Source organism: Ralstonia soli (assembly GCF_023955655.1).
In the GTDB taxonomy this organism is placed as follows: Bacteria; Pseudomonadota; Gammaproteobacteria; order Burkholderiales; family Burkholderiaceae; genus Ralstonia; species Ralstonia soli.
Genome location: NZ_JAMXHT010000002.1, coordinates 124,626 through 137,544, shown reverse-complemented (window position 1 = coordinate 137,544; position 12,919 = coordinate 124,626). Strand labels below are relative to the sequence as shown.

11 protein-coding genes are annotated in these 12,919 nt (G+C 66.7%); 5 read left to right on the top strand and 6 right to left on the bottom strand.

Going from position 1 to position 12,919, the window contains the following annotated elements; all coding sequences use genetic code 11:
• Positions 1-20: 20 nt before the first annotated feature.
• Complete coding sequence (locus NG900_RS04510; RefSeq protein ID WP_252677182.1) at positions 21-1,265, bottom strand: branched-chain amino acid ABC transporter substrate-binding protein; 1,245 nt, start codon at positions 1,263-1,265, stop codon at positions 21-23.
• Between the two features lie 252 nt (positions 1,266-1,517).
• On the opposite strand from NG900_RS04510, the gene NG900_RS04505 reads away from it, so the two are divergent.
• From NG900_RS04505 to NG900_RS04495, 3 genes are all read left to right on the top strand, one after another.
• Entirely contained in the window at positions 1,518-2,159 is a 642-nt protein-coding gene (locus tag NG900_RS04505; RefSeq protein WP_315862366.1) for a TetR/AcrR family transcriptional regulator, read from the top strand.
• Positions 2,160-2,216: 57 nt separating this feature from the next.
• The gene (locus NG900_RS04500; RefSeq protein ID WP_252677178.1) at positions 2,217-3,662 is read left to right on the top strand and encodes an MFS transporter; all 1,446 of its coding nucleotides are present in this window, start codon (positions 2,217-2,219) and stop codon (positions 3,660-3,662) included.
• Positions 3,663-3,746: 84 nt separating this feature from the next.
• Positions 3,747-4,196 carry an HIT family protein gene (locus NG900_RS04495; protein ID WP_252677176.1) on the top strand — a complete coding sequence of 150 codons (450 nt, stop codon included), beginning with the start codon at positions 3,747-3,749 and terminating at the stop codon, positions 4,194-4,196.
• Between the two features lie 9 nt (positions 4,197-4,205).
• Here NG900_RS04495 and NG900_RS04490 read toward each other — a convergent pair whose 3' ends face one another.
• The 4 genes from NG900_RS04490 to NG900_RS04475 are packed head-to-tail and all read right to left on the bottom strand — an operon-like array spanning position 4,206 to position 10,208.
• The gene (locus tag NG900_RS04490) at positions 4,206-7,385 is read right to left on the bottom strand and encodes an efflux RND transporter permease subunit (protein WP_252677174.1); all 3,180 of its coding nucleotides are present in this window, start codon (positions 7,383-7,385) and stop codon (positions 4,206-4,208) included.
• Between the two features lie 10 nt (positions 7,386-7,395).
• A complete protein-coding gene (locus NG900_RS04485) occupies positions 7,396-8,586 on the bottom strand; it encodes an efflux RND transporter periplasmic adaptor subunit (protein WP_252677172.1) in 1,191 nt (396 codons plus the stop codon).
• Positions 8,587-8,610: 24 nt separating this feature from the next.
• A complete protein-coding gene (locus tag NG900_RS04480; protein WP_252677170.1) occupies positions 8,611-9,882 on the bottom strand; it encodes a TolC family protein in 1,272 nt (423 codons plus the stop codon).
• On the bottom strand, positions 9,882-10,208 hold the full coding sequence (locus tag NG900_RS04475; RefSeq protein ID WP_252677168.1) for a hypothetical protein: 327 nt from the start codon (positions 10,206-10,208) through the stop codon (positions 9,882-9,884). Before NG900_RS04475 ends, NG900_RS04480 begins: the two co-directional genes overlap by 1 nt.
• 209 nt (positions 10,209-10,417) lie before the next feature.
• Here NG900_RS04475 and NG900_RS04470 point away from each other — a divergent pair, with 209 nt between their 5' ends.
• On the top strand, positions 10,418-11,092 hold the full coding sequence (locus NG900_RS04470) for a heavy metal response regulator transcription factor (RefSeq protein ID WP_252677166.1): 675 nt from the start codon (positions 10,418-10,420) through the stop codon (positions 11,090-11,092).
• An 8-nt stretch (positions 11,093-11,100) separates the two neighbouring features.
• Positions 11,101-12,519 carry a heavy metal sensor histidine kinase gene (locus tag NG900_RS04465; protein ID WP_252678419.1) on the top strand — a complete coding sequence of 473 codons (1,419 nt, stop codon included), beginning with the start codon at positions 11,101-11,103 and terminating at the stop codon, positions 12,517-12,519.
• A 14-nt stretch (positions 12,520-12,533) separates the two neighbouring features.
• Here the strand turns inward: NG900_RS04465 and NG900_RS04460 are convergent, their stop codons facing one another.
• Positions 12,534-12,896, bottom strand: coding sequence for a DUF2917 domain-containing protein (locus NG900_RS04460; RefSeq protein WP_252677164.1), 363 nt, complete (start codon positions 12,894-12,896; stop codon positions 12,534-12,536).
• Between the last annotated feature and the right edge of the window lie 23 nt (positions 12,897-12,919).

Sequence of the window (12,919 nt, the reverse complement as noted above, 5' to 3'; positions counted from 1 at the left end):
CACTAAGGTCCACTAAGCGATCACGACGTCGGGCGCTTCATCTGGCACGACGTCGGCTGGGCGCCAAGGTGCGGCTCGAGCGTGACGTCGGTACGCCAGCCGTAGCCGGTGTTTTCCTGGTCGTACTTGATCTTCTTGCCGTCGGCCTTGACCCATGTTGTCACGTACAGCGTCTGCTGGGCCTGGTGATCGGTCTTGCGCATCTCGACCGGGCCGTTCAGGCTATCGACCGTCATCCCCTCCATTACCTTGGCCACCTTGGCCGGTTCCGCCGAGCCCGCCGTCTTCACAGCCTTGGCCAGGAAGGCGATGCCGGTGTAGACATCGGCGTTGAAGAAGTCGTCGTTGTACTTCTTCTTGAAGCCGTCGAGCACAGCATTCGTCTTGGGGTTGCCATCGTTCGGCGCGAAGTAGCTGATGACCTTCACGCGGTCCGCACCCGAGGCGCCCATCGCCGTCGGCACGCCGGTGGTGCCGGCGTAGTACGTGTAGAAGTTGGTGTTCAGGCCCGCATCCTTGGCAGCGCGGACCAGCAGCGCCAGGTCGCTCCCCCAGTTGCCGGTGATGACGGTGTCGGCGCCCGACGCGCGGATCTTCGCCACATACGGCGAGAAATCCTTCACCTGCGCCAGCGGGTGCAGGTCTTCACCCACCACCTGGATGTCCGGGCGCTTGCGCTTGAGGTAGTCCTTGGCCGCGCGTGCCACCTGGTGGCCGAACGAGTAGTTCTGGTTCAGCAGATAGACCTTCTTGATGTTGGTGTCCTTGGCCAGGTAGCTGGTCAGGGCCTCCATCTTCATGTCGGAGTTGGCGTCCAGGCGGAAGTGCCAGTAGTTGCACTTGCTGTTGGTCATGTCCGGATCAACCGCCGCGTAGTTGAGATAGATGATCTCCTTGCCCGGGTTGCGGTCGTTGTACTTGGCGATGGCGTCCTGCAGCGCCATGCCCACGCTGGAACCATCGCCCTGCGCGACATAGCGGATGCCCTGGTCGGTGATCTGCTTGAGGATCGTCAGGCTCTCTTGCGGCGAGACCTTGTTGTCAAACCCGACGACTTCGAACTTGGTGCCGTTGCCGCTCCAGTTCTGCTGGTTGGCCAGGTCGGCGGCGTATTGCCAGCTGCGAAGCTGGTTCTGGCCCAGCGCGCCCATCAGCCCGGACAGCGGATCGATCCATGCGATCTTGACGGTCTCGGCGTGAACAGTGCTCGCGCAGAATGCGCCTGTGATGGCCGCCGCGCACAGTGCGAGTCGGAATGCCTTCATGCAAATGTCTCCTGATGTCTTATGTCTTATCGTCGGACGCCGTGCAGAAGGCATCGTCGAGCATGGTTCTTGCCGGGGCCTGTTGGCACCGAACCGCAAACCGAGGCTTACGGTAGCTCGATCCTTCCATACACAAACGTATGTGCATGGTAGGAGCGCGTTGATTGACATGTCAACCGGAGAAAACCTGAGGTGCTCAGCATGCCCTCAGCGCTAGAATCCGCCTTCATGTCTACGCCGCCCGAGGTGCGCATGCCGTCCCCGCTGATCGACGAACACGACGCACCCGTCGACGCCGAATCCACCTCCGCCCCCTCCACCGCCACGCCGCGCACGCAGCTCACGCCCGACGACTGGGTGCGCGCAGCCACCGATCTGCTCGTCACCAAGAGCATCGACGCCGTGCGCGTGGATGTGCTCGCCAAGCAACTGGACGTGACGCGCGGCAGCTTCTACTGGCACTTCAAGAACCGCGACGACCTGCTGCACCAGGTGCTGCAGGACTGGAGCGAACGCACGCGCATCGGCCCCAAGCTCGAGCGGCAGAACCCATCGGTGCAGGGCCTGGTGCGCGATCTGCTCGCGCTGCCCTTTCGCGGCCGCAGTGCACGCCGCACGGCCATGATCGAGTTTGCCATCCGCGCCTGGGCGCGGCGCGACCCGATGGCGCAAGAGGCCGTTGAAACCGTGGACGAGCACCGCATGGACTACTACGTCCAGCACTTCCAGGCGATCGGCTTTGCGCGCAAGGACGCCAAGATGCGCGCCTTCATGCTCTACGCCTACCAGCTCTCCGAAGCCACGCTCTGGCACCAGGGCAGCAAGCCCGACAAGGACGCACGCCGCCGCTTCTTTGAAGACACGCTGCTCGCAGGCGCGCCGACCGAGGGCTAGCGCCGCGCAGGAATAAATCGTGCTGCATCGTGCGCATTCGAACCCAAGTGCGCCACGATGCCCGAATCGGCAACCTTCCATACGTCTGATCTGCCGAGCCGGCTCGATCGCCTGCCCTGGAGCCGCTTCCACACGCGCGTGGTCATTGCGCTGGGCATCACGTGGCTGCTCGACGGACTGGAGGTGACGCTGGCCGGCGCCGTGGCCGGTGCGCTCAAGCAGAGCCCCGTGCTGCAGCTCACCAATGCCCAGGTCGGCATTGCCAGCAGCGCGTATCTGGTTGGTGCGGTGCTCGGCGCGCTGCTGTTCGGTTGGATGACAGACCGGCTGGGCCGGCGCAAGCTGTTCTTCATTACGCTCGGCGTGTACATCTCGGCCACGCTGGCGACGGCGTTCTCGTGGAATTTCGCCAGCCTCGTTGTCTTCCGCGCACTCACCGGCGCGGGCATCGGCGGGGAATACGCGGCCATCAATTCGACCATCCAGGAGTTGACGCCAGCCCGCGTGCGCGGCTGGACGGACCTCGCCATCAACGGCACGTTCTGGGTGGGCGCAGCGCTGGGGGCCGGCGCATCGCTATGGCTGCTGGACCCGGCGCACATGAGCGTGGATACCGGCTGGCGGCTGTGCTTCTTCATCGGCGCGGCGTTGGGGCTCGTCATCCTGGTGATGCGTTTCTGGATTCCGGAGAGCCCACGCTGGCTCATCACGCGCGGCCGGCATGAGGAAGCGCAGGCCATCGTGTGCGACATCGAAAGCGAGATCACCGCACGCGGCCACTGCTTCGATACCGCCCCGCTGCCCGCGCTGCGCCTGCGCAGCCGTGGCCACCCGCGCTTGCTGGAGGTGGCGCGCGTGCTGTTCGTACAGCACCGTCGTCGCGCGCTGGTGGGCCTCGTGTTGATGGTCGCGCAGGCGTTCTTCTACAACGCGATCTTCTTCACCTACGCGCTGGTGCTGACCGATTTCTACGACGTGCCCGCCACGAAGGTCGGCACGTATCTCTTGCCATTCGCATTGGGCAACTTCCTCGGGCCGCTCTTGCTTGGGCGCCTATTCGACGTGATCGGCCGGCGCACGATGATTGCCGCCACGTATGCGATCAGTGGCGTGCTGCTGCTCGCGAGCGGCGCGCTGTTCAAGGCCGGCGTGCTGGACGGCACCACGCAGACGATTGCTTGGACGGTGGTGTTCTTCTTTGCGTCGGCGGCCGCCAGCTCGGCGTATCTGACGGTGAGCGAAACCTTTCCGCTGGAAGTGCGCGCACTGGCCATTGCGCTGTTCTACGCCGTGGGCACGGGCCTGGGCGGTGTGGCGGGGCCGGCGCTGTTCGGCTGGCTGATCGATACGCACTCGCGCGGCGCGGTGTTCGGCGGCTACGCATTCGGTGCCGTGCTGATGCTGCTGGCGGCCGCCGTGCAAGCCTGCTGGGGCACGGCGGCGGAGCGTAAGCCACTCGAACATGTGGCGGCGCCCCTGTCAGTGAACGACGGCCCGGTTTGACCTGCGCCAAGCCCACGGCACACGGCGCACCGCCTGTCACATATATACTGCCCGCTGCCTTTTTCCTGTTTGCCGGAGACATCCATGCCCGAAGCAACATCCCCCGCGACATACGACAACCAGAACATCTTCGCCAAGATCCTGCGCGGCGAGCTGCCCTGCATCAAGGTGTACGAAGACGACCACACCATCGCTTTCATGGACATCATGCCGCAGGCCGACGGCCACGTGCTTGTATTGCCCAAGGAAGGCGCGGCGGAGTTGTTTGACCTGTCGGACGAGGCCGCGTCGGCCGCCATCCGCACCACGCGCAAGCTGGCCCGCGCCGTGCGCGCCGCGTTCACGCCGCCGGGCATCGCGGTCTTCCAGCTCAACGGTGCGGCCGCCGGCCAGACCGTACCGCACGTGCACTTCCACGTGCTGCCGCGCTACAGCGATACCCCGTTGCAGCCGCACGCACGCGTGCAGGCCGATACGGACAAGCTGAAGGCCCACGCCGAGAAGATCATCGCCGCACTGCAGACCGACCAGTAAGCCCCTTCCCTACGGCGCAGCGGAAGACACAGCCGAATCCGCTCGCGCCGCGGCATCTTCCCGCCCGGTATCGCGTCGATACGCCAGCCGATACAGCACCGGCAGCACCAGCAGCGTGAGCGCTGTCGACGACAGGATTCCCCCGATCACCACCGTGGCCAGCGGACGCTGCACCTCCGCACCCGTGCCTGTGGCCAGCGCCATCGGCACGAAGCCGAGCGACGCCACCAGAGCAGTCATCAGCACTGGGCGCAGGCGCGTGAGCGCGCCCTCGCGCACGGCAACATCGACCGACTTACCCTCCTCACGCAGGCTGCGGATGAAGCTCAGCATCACCAGCCCGTTGAGCACCGCCACGCCCGACAGCGCAATGAAGCCCACCGCCGCCGAGATCGACAGCGGAATGCCGCGCAACGCGAGCGCCAGGATGCCGCCCGACAGTGCAAACGGAATGCCCGAGAACACCAGCAGGCCGTCCTTCAGGTTGCCGAACATCATGAACAGCAGCGTAAGCACCATGGCCAGCGCCAGCGGCACCACAATCTGCAGGCGTTGGGTGGCCGACTGCAATTGCTCGAACTGCCCGCCCCACGTCATCCAGTAGCCGGCGGGCAGACGCAACTGCGCATCGAGCACGGCCTGCGCCTCCTCGACGAACGAAGCGATGTCGCGCCCACGCACATTGGCACTGACGACGATGCGGCGCTTGCCGTCTTCGCGGCTGACCTGGTTGGGGCCGGTCACTTCATTGAGCGTGGCCACGTCGGACAGGGGTACGTAGCCCTGGCCGTTGGGCAATGCCAGCGGCAGGCGGCCCAGTGCGGCCGGGTCACTCCGTGCGGCCTCCGGCAGGCGCACGACGATGCCGAAGCGGCGATCGCCCTGGAACACCGTGCCCGCATCCTTGCCACCGATGGCGGCGGACACCGTGTCCTGAATCGCGCCGATGGAGAGGCCATAACGTGCGGCCTTGTCGCGGTCGATATCGACGTTGAGAAACGGCAGGCCGCCGGTCTGTTCGATCTTCACCTCGGCGGCGCCGGCCAGCTTGCCGAGCTGCGCAGCGATGACTTTGGCCTGCGCTTCCAGCACGCTCATGTCGTCACCGAAGAGCTTGACGGCCACATCGCTGCGCACGCCGGAGATCAGCTCATTGAAGCGCAGCTGGATCGGCTGCGAGAACTCGTACGCGTTGCCGGGCAGCGCTTCCACGGCGGTTCGTATGTCGGCGAGCAATTGGTCGCGATTGCGAGTCTTGCCTTCGGGGCCGGCAGGCCAGTCTTTTTCAGGCTTGAGCATGATGTAGCCGTCAGAGATGCTCGGCGGCATCACATCGGTGGCCACCTCGGCCGTGCCGGTGCGCGCGAAGACGCGCTCGATCTCGGGAAACTTCGCCTTGAGCGTGCGCTCGATCTGCATCTGCATCTCCAGCGATTGCGCCAGGCCCGTGCCCGGCACGCGCATCGCCTGGATCGAGAAATCGCCCTCGTTCAGGTTGGGGACGAACTCGGCACCCAGGCGAGTGGCCGCCACCAGCGACACCGTCACCGCCACGGCTGCAAACGTGAGCACCACAGCGGGCGCAGCCAGCACGCGTTCCAGCAGCGGCGCGTACATGCGGCGCGCCCAGCCCATCAGGCGGTTCTCCTTCTCCGCAACACGTTCGCCAATAAACAGCGCCACGGCCGCGGGCACGAAGGTGACGGAGAGGATCATGGCCGCGGCCAGCGCCAGCACCACGGTGGTCGCCATCGGGTGGAACATCTTCCCTTCCACACCCGAGAGCGCAAAGATCGGCAGGTACACCACCATGATGATGAGCTGGCCGTACAGCAACGGGCGACGCGCTTCGCGGGCGGCCTCGAACACCTCTTCAAAGCGCTCGGCACGGCTGAGCGGCCGGCCGCGCGCCTCCTGTGCGTGGGCCAGACGCCGCACGCAGTTCTCGACGATCACCACGGCGCCGTCGACGATGATGCCGAAGTCCAGCGCACCCAGGCTCATCAGGTTGGCGCTCACCTTGGCCGACACCATGCCGCTGAACGTCATCAGCATCGACAGCGGAATCACCAGTGCCGTGAGCACCGCCGCGCGCAGGTTGCCGAGGAAAAGGAACAGCACCGCCATGACCAGAATGGCGCCTTCCAGCAGATTCTTCTTGACGGTGGCGATGGCCTTGTCGACGAGCACTGTGCGGTCGTACACCGATTCCACGCGAATCCCTGCGGGCAGCGTCTTGCGAATCTCCTGCACGCGCTTGTCCACCGCCTGCGAGACCGTGCTGCTGTTCTCGCCCAGCAGCAGGAACGCCGTGCCGAGCACGACTTCGCGCCCATTGCTGGTGGCTGCACCCGTGCGCAATTCGCTGCCGCTCTCGATGGTGGCGACGTCGCGCAGGCGCACCGGTGTGCCATTCGGGCTGGCGAGCACAACGTTGCCGATGTCGGCCGCGTCGCGCAACTGGCCGGGCGCGCGCACGAGATATTGCTCGCCCTTGCGCTCGATGTAACCGGCGCCGACGTTGGCGTTGTTGCGCTCCAGCGCAGCCACCACATCGGCCAGCGTGAGCTTGTATGACGCCAAGCGTTCCGGGCTCGTTGCAACCAGGAACTCCTTGGCAAAGCCGCCGATAGTGTTGACCTCCGTCACGCCCGGCACGTTGCGGATCTGCGGGCGGATGACCCAGTCCTGCAGCTCGCGCAAGTCGGCAGGTGTGTATGCCGTGCCGTCGGGCTTGCGCGCATTGGCGTCGGCTTCGACCGTCCACAGATAGATTTCGCCCAGGCCGGTGGAGACCGGCCCCATGCTCGGCGAAATGCCCGCAGGCAACTGCTCCTTGGCGGCCTGCAGGCGCTCGCTCACCAACTGACGAGCGAAGTAGATGTCGGTGCCTTCCTTGAAGATCACCGTCACCTGCGACAGGCCGTAGCGCGACAGCGAGCGCGTCTGCTCAAGCCTGGGCAGCCCGGCCATCGCGGTTTCCAGTGCGTAGGTGATGCGCTGCTCGGTCTCCAGCGGCGAGTAGCCCGGCGCAGGCGTGTTGATCTGCACCTGCACATTGGTGATGTCGGGCACCGCATCGATGGACAGGCGCGTGTAGCTATACGCGCCGAATGCAGCGGCCGCCAGCACGGCCAACAGCACCAGCCAGCGTTGGGCAATGACGGTACGCAAGAGGCGTTCGAACATGGCGCCTCCGTCAGTGGCCGTGGTCGGCGGACTTGCCGGCTTCGGCCTTCAGCACATAGCTGTTGGCGGCGGCGTAGCGTGTGCCGGCGGGCAGGCCTTCGAGGATTTCCGTCCAGGTGCCGTCGGTGCGGCCGGTCTTGACGGGGCGGACTTCAAAGCCGGTCGGCACGGGTACGAATACGGAAGGTCTGTCGTCGACCGTCTGCACGGCATCGGCGCGTACGGCCACGGGCACCTGCGCGCGGCCCGACTCCACCGACACGTTGACGAACATGCCAGGGCGCCACGCCAGCTTGGGGTTGTCGAGCGTCACGCGCGCGGGTGCGGTGCGCGTCTGCTCGCCCAGCAACGCGCCGACATACGAGACCTTGCCCTGCACCGCAGTGCCGGTGGCCGTGGCGCGCACGGTAGCGGCGGCGTTGGCAGTGACGGCTTCGAGATCCTTGGCAGTGACGGAGAAATCTGCCCACACGGTGCGCAGGTCGGCCACGGTAAACACGGCGGTCTCTGCCTGCACGGCCTCCCCTTGCGACAAGTGCTTGGCCACCACCACGCCATCGAACGGCGCGCGCAGCTCGAAGCGGTTCAACGCCGACCCGGCGGGTGCCGCACCGATGGCCGTCAGCTTCTGGCGTGCGTTGTTGGCGGCGATACGCGCTTCCTGCAACGCTGTGCGGGCTTGCTGGTAATCCTGCTCGGCGGCGATGCCCTGCTCCCAAAGGCGTTTTTCGCGCGCGTGCGTTTCCTGCGCAAGCGCCAGGCGCTGCTGGGCGGCCTGCAGCGCGCTGCGCTGATCCGACAGCGCTGGGCTCGACAGTACAGCCAGCAACTGCCCGCGCGTAACTCGCTGGCCCAGCTCCACGGCCACCTTTTCCGCTACGCCTGCCACGCGCGGCACCACGTGCGCAGTACGGTCTTCGTTCAGCTTGATCTCACCCGGCAGGACGACCTCCGTGCGCAGCTCGGCAGCGCCTGCGGTTTCCACTCCGATCTTTGCGTTGGCGATGGCGTCAGCTGTCATGGCGAGTGTTTCGGCGTGGGGCGCCTCAGCCTGCTCTGCAGCGGCCGGGGCGGGCGCGGCTTCAGCTTCAGAGGTCGCCACCTGGCGCGCGCCCATGCCGAACCACAGCCCGGCAGCGGCCAGCGCGCCGAGCACGACGATGAGCGCGATGGCGCGCCGTTGTTGCGGTGGAAGTGTCATGTCAGCAGAAATAAAAAGGCCGCACTACCGGCCGAGAATGCGATCGATCCCCGCGGCTGCCTGGTGCGCGCGCGACAGCGCAGCCAGATACTGCGCGCGCGCCTGGAACAGCGTGCGCTGGGCGTCCAGCACATCGAGGAAGTTGAACTTGCCGGCATCAAAGCCAATGCGGGCGGCGTCATAAGCGCGCTGCGCGCCGGGCAGCACGTCTTGCCGCAGCGACTGAACCGCCGCGCGGGCGGCATCGAGCCGCGCGACATCCTGCGCAAGCGTGGCGTTCTGTTCGAGTTGCAGGGCGCGGTAGTCTTCAAACGCCTTGTCGGCCAGGCGCAGCGCTTCGAGCTGGCTGCCCTGATTGCGGTCAAACAAAGGCAGCGGCACGGCAATGCCGAGCACCGCCATGTTGTTGTTCGCAGCACTGTCGCGCTTGGCCCCCACGGTGAGCGTGACGTCGGGCACGCGCTTGCTGCGCTCGACGTTGGCGAGCGCCTGGCGGCGGTCGATCTCCAGCCGGGCACGGAGGGCGCGCGGCGTGTTCTCGAGCAACCCCGCACCCTGCCGCGCCTCAGGCGGCACCGTGGGCAGGGTCTCGGCGCTGCCATCGGCTTCCGGCATGGCAGATGCGCCGCCCCAGAATGCCGCCAGCGCACGCTGCGCGACTTGCAGTTCAGCGCGCGCATCGCGCAGTTCGATCGCCGCGCCGGCACGGGCGACGCCGGCCTTGGTCTGCTCCACCGGCGAGACCTTGCCCGCCTGCACGCGGCGCGCGGCGGCGGATTTCGCCTGGGCGGCCAGCGTATCCGATGCCTGCGCGAGCGTCAGGCGCTCCTGCGCAATCACCAGATCGAAGAAGGCTCGCGTGACATCGGCACGCAGTTCGGCCTGCAGCACGGCGGCATCCTGCGCGGTGGCGTCGCGGGTGATTTCGGCGGCGCGTGTGCGGGCACTTCGCTTGCCGCCGAGTTCCAAGGGAATGTTCAGCTGTGCCGTCATCGTGGCGCGGTCGCGGCGCACGCCTTCGTTCGTGAAGGCCGCTTCGGGATTGCGCAATCGGCGCGCCTGGTCGAGCGCGCCTTCGCTTGCAGCCACTTCGTAACCAGCGGCGGCCAACGCGGGATGCGTCTGGATGGCGCGCTCGACGGCCTGCTGCAGCGTCACGCGTACGGACGGCGCGGCGACGGCCTCGCCGGGCAGGGAGAGCGCCGCCGGAGCGGCAGGGTCAGCCGCCGCCGCGGCAGCCAAGGGGCCCACCAGAAGGCACGCGAGGGCTGCCCCAACGGGCTGGAGACGACGCATTACGCGATCGCGCCGTCGGTGTACGGATCGCGCTCACGCGGACCACGGGTGTCACCCAGGCCACCGTCCGTGTAGGGGTCACGCGGGCCGACGCGGGCGTCAAGCACGGCTTGCGCGGCACCGTCGGCGTACGGGTCACGCCCGCCGGCCTTGGCGCCATCTGCGTGCGGGTCGCGAGGCCCGGCATTGGCCTGCGGTCCTGCCATCGCCTTCACTTGCGGGACGCAGCAGTCGCCATTGTGGTCTTGCCCCGCCACTGCCGTACCGGTGGCCAGCATTGCGGCCAAAGCGGCCAGGGGCAGCACACGTTGGAATCGAATCGCCATGGTCATCTCCTTTGAAAGGCCTGACATCAGCAAACCGGGAGCGGCGATGTCAGTGCGGCCAGTCTAGGGAGGGGTGCGCCACGGGGGCATGACCCGAAGATGACAAACTTGTCATCTTTGCGCCCCGTTCAGGGGTTTTGGCATATCGTGGCGCTATCGGTAACAACCGCAGCCACGGCGGAGCAATAAGCGCCCCGCCTCTTTTCATCATGCGACTGCTCATTGTTGAAGACGAGCCCAAGGCGGGCGATTACCTGCTCAAGGGCCTGACGGAATCCGGCTTTGTGGCCGACCTCGCCCGCACCGGCCCCGATGGCCTCTTCCAGGCCATGGAGCACGACTACGACCTGATCGTGCTCGACGTCATGCTGCCCGGCATGGACGGCTGGCAGCTGCTGCAGGAGCTGCGCCGCCGCAAGAGCACCCCAGTGCTGTTCCTGACCGCGCGCGACGATCTGAACGATCGGCTCAAAGGCCTGGAACTGGGGGCGGACGACTACCTCGTCAAACCCTTCGCGTTTGCCGAGCTGGTGGCGCGCGTGCGCACCATCCTGCGCCGCGGTCCGCTGCGCGAGAACGAGATCCTCGAAATTGCCGACCTCACCATCGACACCATCAAGCGCCGCGTCACGCGCGCAGGGCAGCGCATCGACCTGACTGCCAAGGAATACGCGCTGCTGCACCTGCTGGCGCGGCGTGCGGGCGAGGTGCTGTCGCGATCGCTGATCGCCTCGCAGGTGTGGGACGTGAACTTCGACAGCAACACCAACGTGGTCGACGTGTCGATCCGCCGCCTGCGCGCCAAGGTGGACGACCCGTTCGAGCACAAGCTGATCCACACGCTGCGCGGCATGGGCTACGTGCTGGATCCGGTGGGTCGCTGATGGGCACGCTGATGCGCTGGCCCGTATCGCTTGCTGGCCGGCTGGTGCTGGCGTTCGTGGTGGTGGCATCCGTCACGCTCACGGCCGCCGGCACGTATCTGTACTACGCGCTCAACGCGCAACTGCGCGCAAATGACGACGCCATGCTGCTCGGCAAGATCGCGCAACTGCGCCACCTTGCCAGCGAGGCCCTCAGCGCCGATGACCTCGCGCGCACCGCACACCGCTATACCGATGTGGTGTCGGGCCACGACGGGCTGATCCTGCGCATTGCCACGCCCGAAGGCCGCACGCTGGTGGAGGTGAACCCCGAAGGTGAACAGGTAACGATGCCGCCCGTGGTGCCGGCCGAGACGCCGCCATCGGAAGCGTCGGTGCACACGTGGATGTCGATGACGGGCATGGCGTCGCGGGCGGTGGCGGCGCAGGCATGGCTGGGGCAGAACAGCGCAAAGGTCATCGTGCTGGTCGCGCAGGACGGCGACAGCCGCGCGGCGTTGCTGGCCAACTATCAGCGCCACATCGTGTTTGCCGTGATCGGTGGTGTGGCGGCGGTGGCACTGCTGAGCCTGTTGCTGGTGCGTAGCACGCTGCGGGGGCTGGAGCGCATCGGCAAACAAGCGGCGGCCGTGGTGCCGAGTCAGCTCGACACGCGCCTCACGCTGCAAGGTGCGCCACGTGAACTGGCCGACTTGCTGGCCTCGCTCAACGCCATGCTCACGCGTTTGCAGGACGGCTTTGCACGGCTGTCGCAGTTCTCGGCCGACCTGGCGCACGACTTCCGCACGCCGCTGGCCAATCTCGTCGGCCAGACCGAAGTCACGCTCGCTCACCCGCGCACGGTGGAGGAATACCGCAGCGTGCTCGAATCCAACCTGGAGGAATACGCGCGCCTGTCGCACATGATCGAAGACATGCTGTTCCTCGCCCGCGCCGATCACGCACGCGTGGCGCTGTCCGTGGCGCCGCTCGATGCGCGGCACGAGGTGCAGGTGCTGGTCGATTACTTCGAAGCCGTGGCCGCCGACCGCGACATCACCATCGACGTGCACGGCGATGCGCAGTTGCACGCCGATGCCACGCTGCTGCGCCGGGCAATCAACAACCTGCTCGACAACGCGCTGCGCCACACGCCCACCGGCGAGCGCATCGACGTGGTGATCGAACGCCTGCCGCAAGGCATCGCCATTGCCGTGCGCAACCCAGGGCCGGGCATTCCGGCCGGCAGTGTGCCGCTGCTGTTCGAGCGGTTCTACCGCGGCGACCCCTCACGAGCACAATCCGGGGCGCAATCGAGCCAGTCCACGGGGCTGGGACTGGCGATCGTGAAGACCATCATGGACCTGCACGGGGGGTGGGTGCAGGCCAGCAGCCCGCCCGAGGGGAACACCGGGCGGACCGAGTTCCGGCTGGTGTTTCCGGCTTAGGCGCTCAGGTGCCCTCAGGTACCAATGCGCAATGCCGACGGCGTGCGCGCTGCATCTTGCCCGTCGTCACGCAGCACCTGCCGATACGCCGCGCTGACCAGCAAGCCGATGAAGCGCAACAGACGGCGCGGTGCGTTGATGTCTTCGGTCACGGCAAAGCGCGCCGGCGTGCCTTCCACCGGCTCACCCGACAGCCAGAACCGTACGCCTGCCGGCACGTCGATCGATTGGCCCGGCTTGAGCCAGATGTCCTGCCGCTGATGCTCTTGCGTGACCCACAACAGCCCGGCCTGAGCGGCGATGGTTTGGGCCCGTGCCGACCGCCAGCTCACCGGCACGCCCGGCCGGTCAAGTTCGAAGATCCTGATTTCGCGCATGATGGAGACTCCTGTGCCGGGGT

Excerpts from the sequence above, each read along its gene's own strand:
- NG900_RS04510 (WP_252677182.1), bottom strand. The coding sequence starts at position 1,265 with ATGAAGGCATTCCGACTCGCACTGTGCGCGGCGGCCATCACAGGCGCA.
- NG900_RS04505 (WP_315862366.1), top strand. The coding sequence starts at position 1,518 with ATGCCGTCCCCGCTGATCGACGAACACGACGCACCCGTCGACGCCGAA.
- NG900_RS04500 (WP_252677178.1), top strand. The coding sequence starts at position 2,217 with ATGCCCGAATCGGCAACCTTCCATACGTCTGATCTGCCGAGCCGGCTC.
- NG900_RS04495 (WP_252677176.1), top strand. The coding sequence starts at position 3,747 with ATGCCCGAAGCAACATCCCCCGCGACATACGACAACCAGAACATCTTC.
- NG900_RS04490 (WP_252677174.1), bottom strand. The coding sequence starts at position 7,385 with ATGTTCGAACGCCTCTTGCGTACCGTCATTGCCCAACGCTGGCTGGTG.
- NG900_RS04485 (WP_252677172.1), bottom strand. The coding sequence starts at position 8,586 with ATGACACTTCCACCGCAACAACGGCGCGCCATCGCGCTCATCGTCGTG.
- NG900_RS04480 (WP_252677170.1), bottom strand. The coding sequence starts at position 9,882 with ATGCGTCGTCTCCAGCCCGTTGGGGCAGCCCTCGCGTGCCTTCTGGTG.
- NG900_RS04475 (WP_252677168.1), bottom strand. The coding sequence starts at position 10,208 with ATGGCGATTCGATTCCAACGTGTGCTGCCCCTGGCCGCTTTGGCCGCA.
- NG900_RS04470 (WP_252677166.1), top strand. The coding sequence starts at position 10,418 with ATGCGACTGCTCATTGTTGAAGACGAGCCCAAGGCGGGCGATTACCTG.
- NG900_RS04460 (WP_252677164.1), bottom strand. The coding sequence starts at position 12,896 with ATGCGCGAAATCAGGATCTTCGAACTTGACCGGCCGGGCGTGCCGGTG.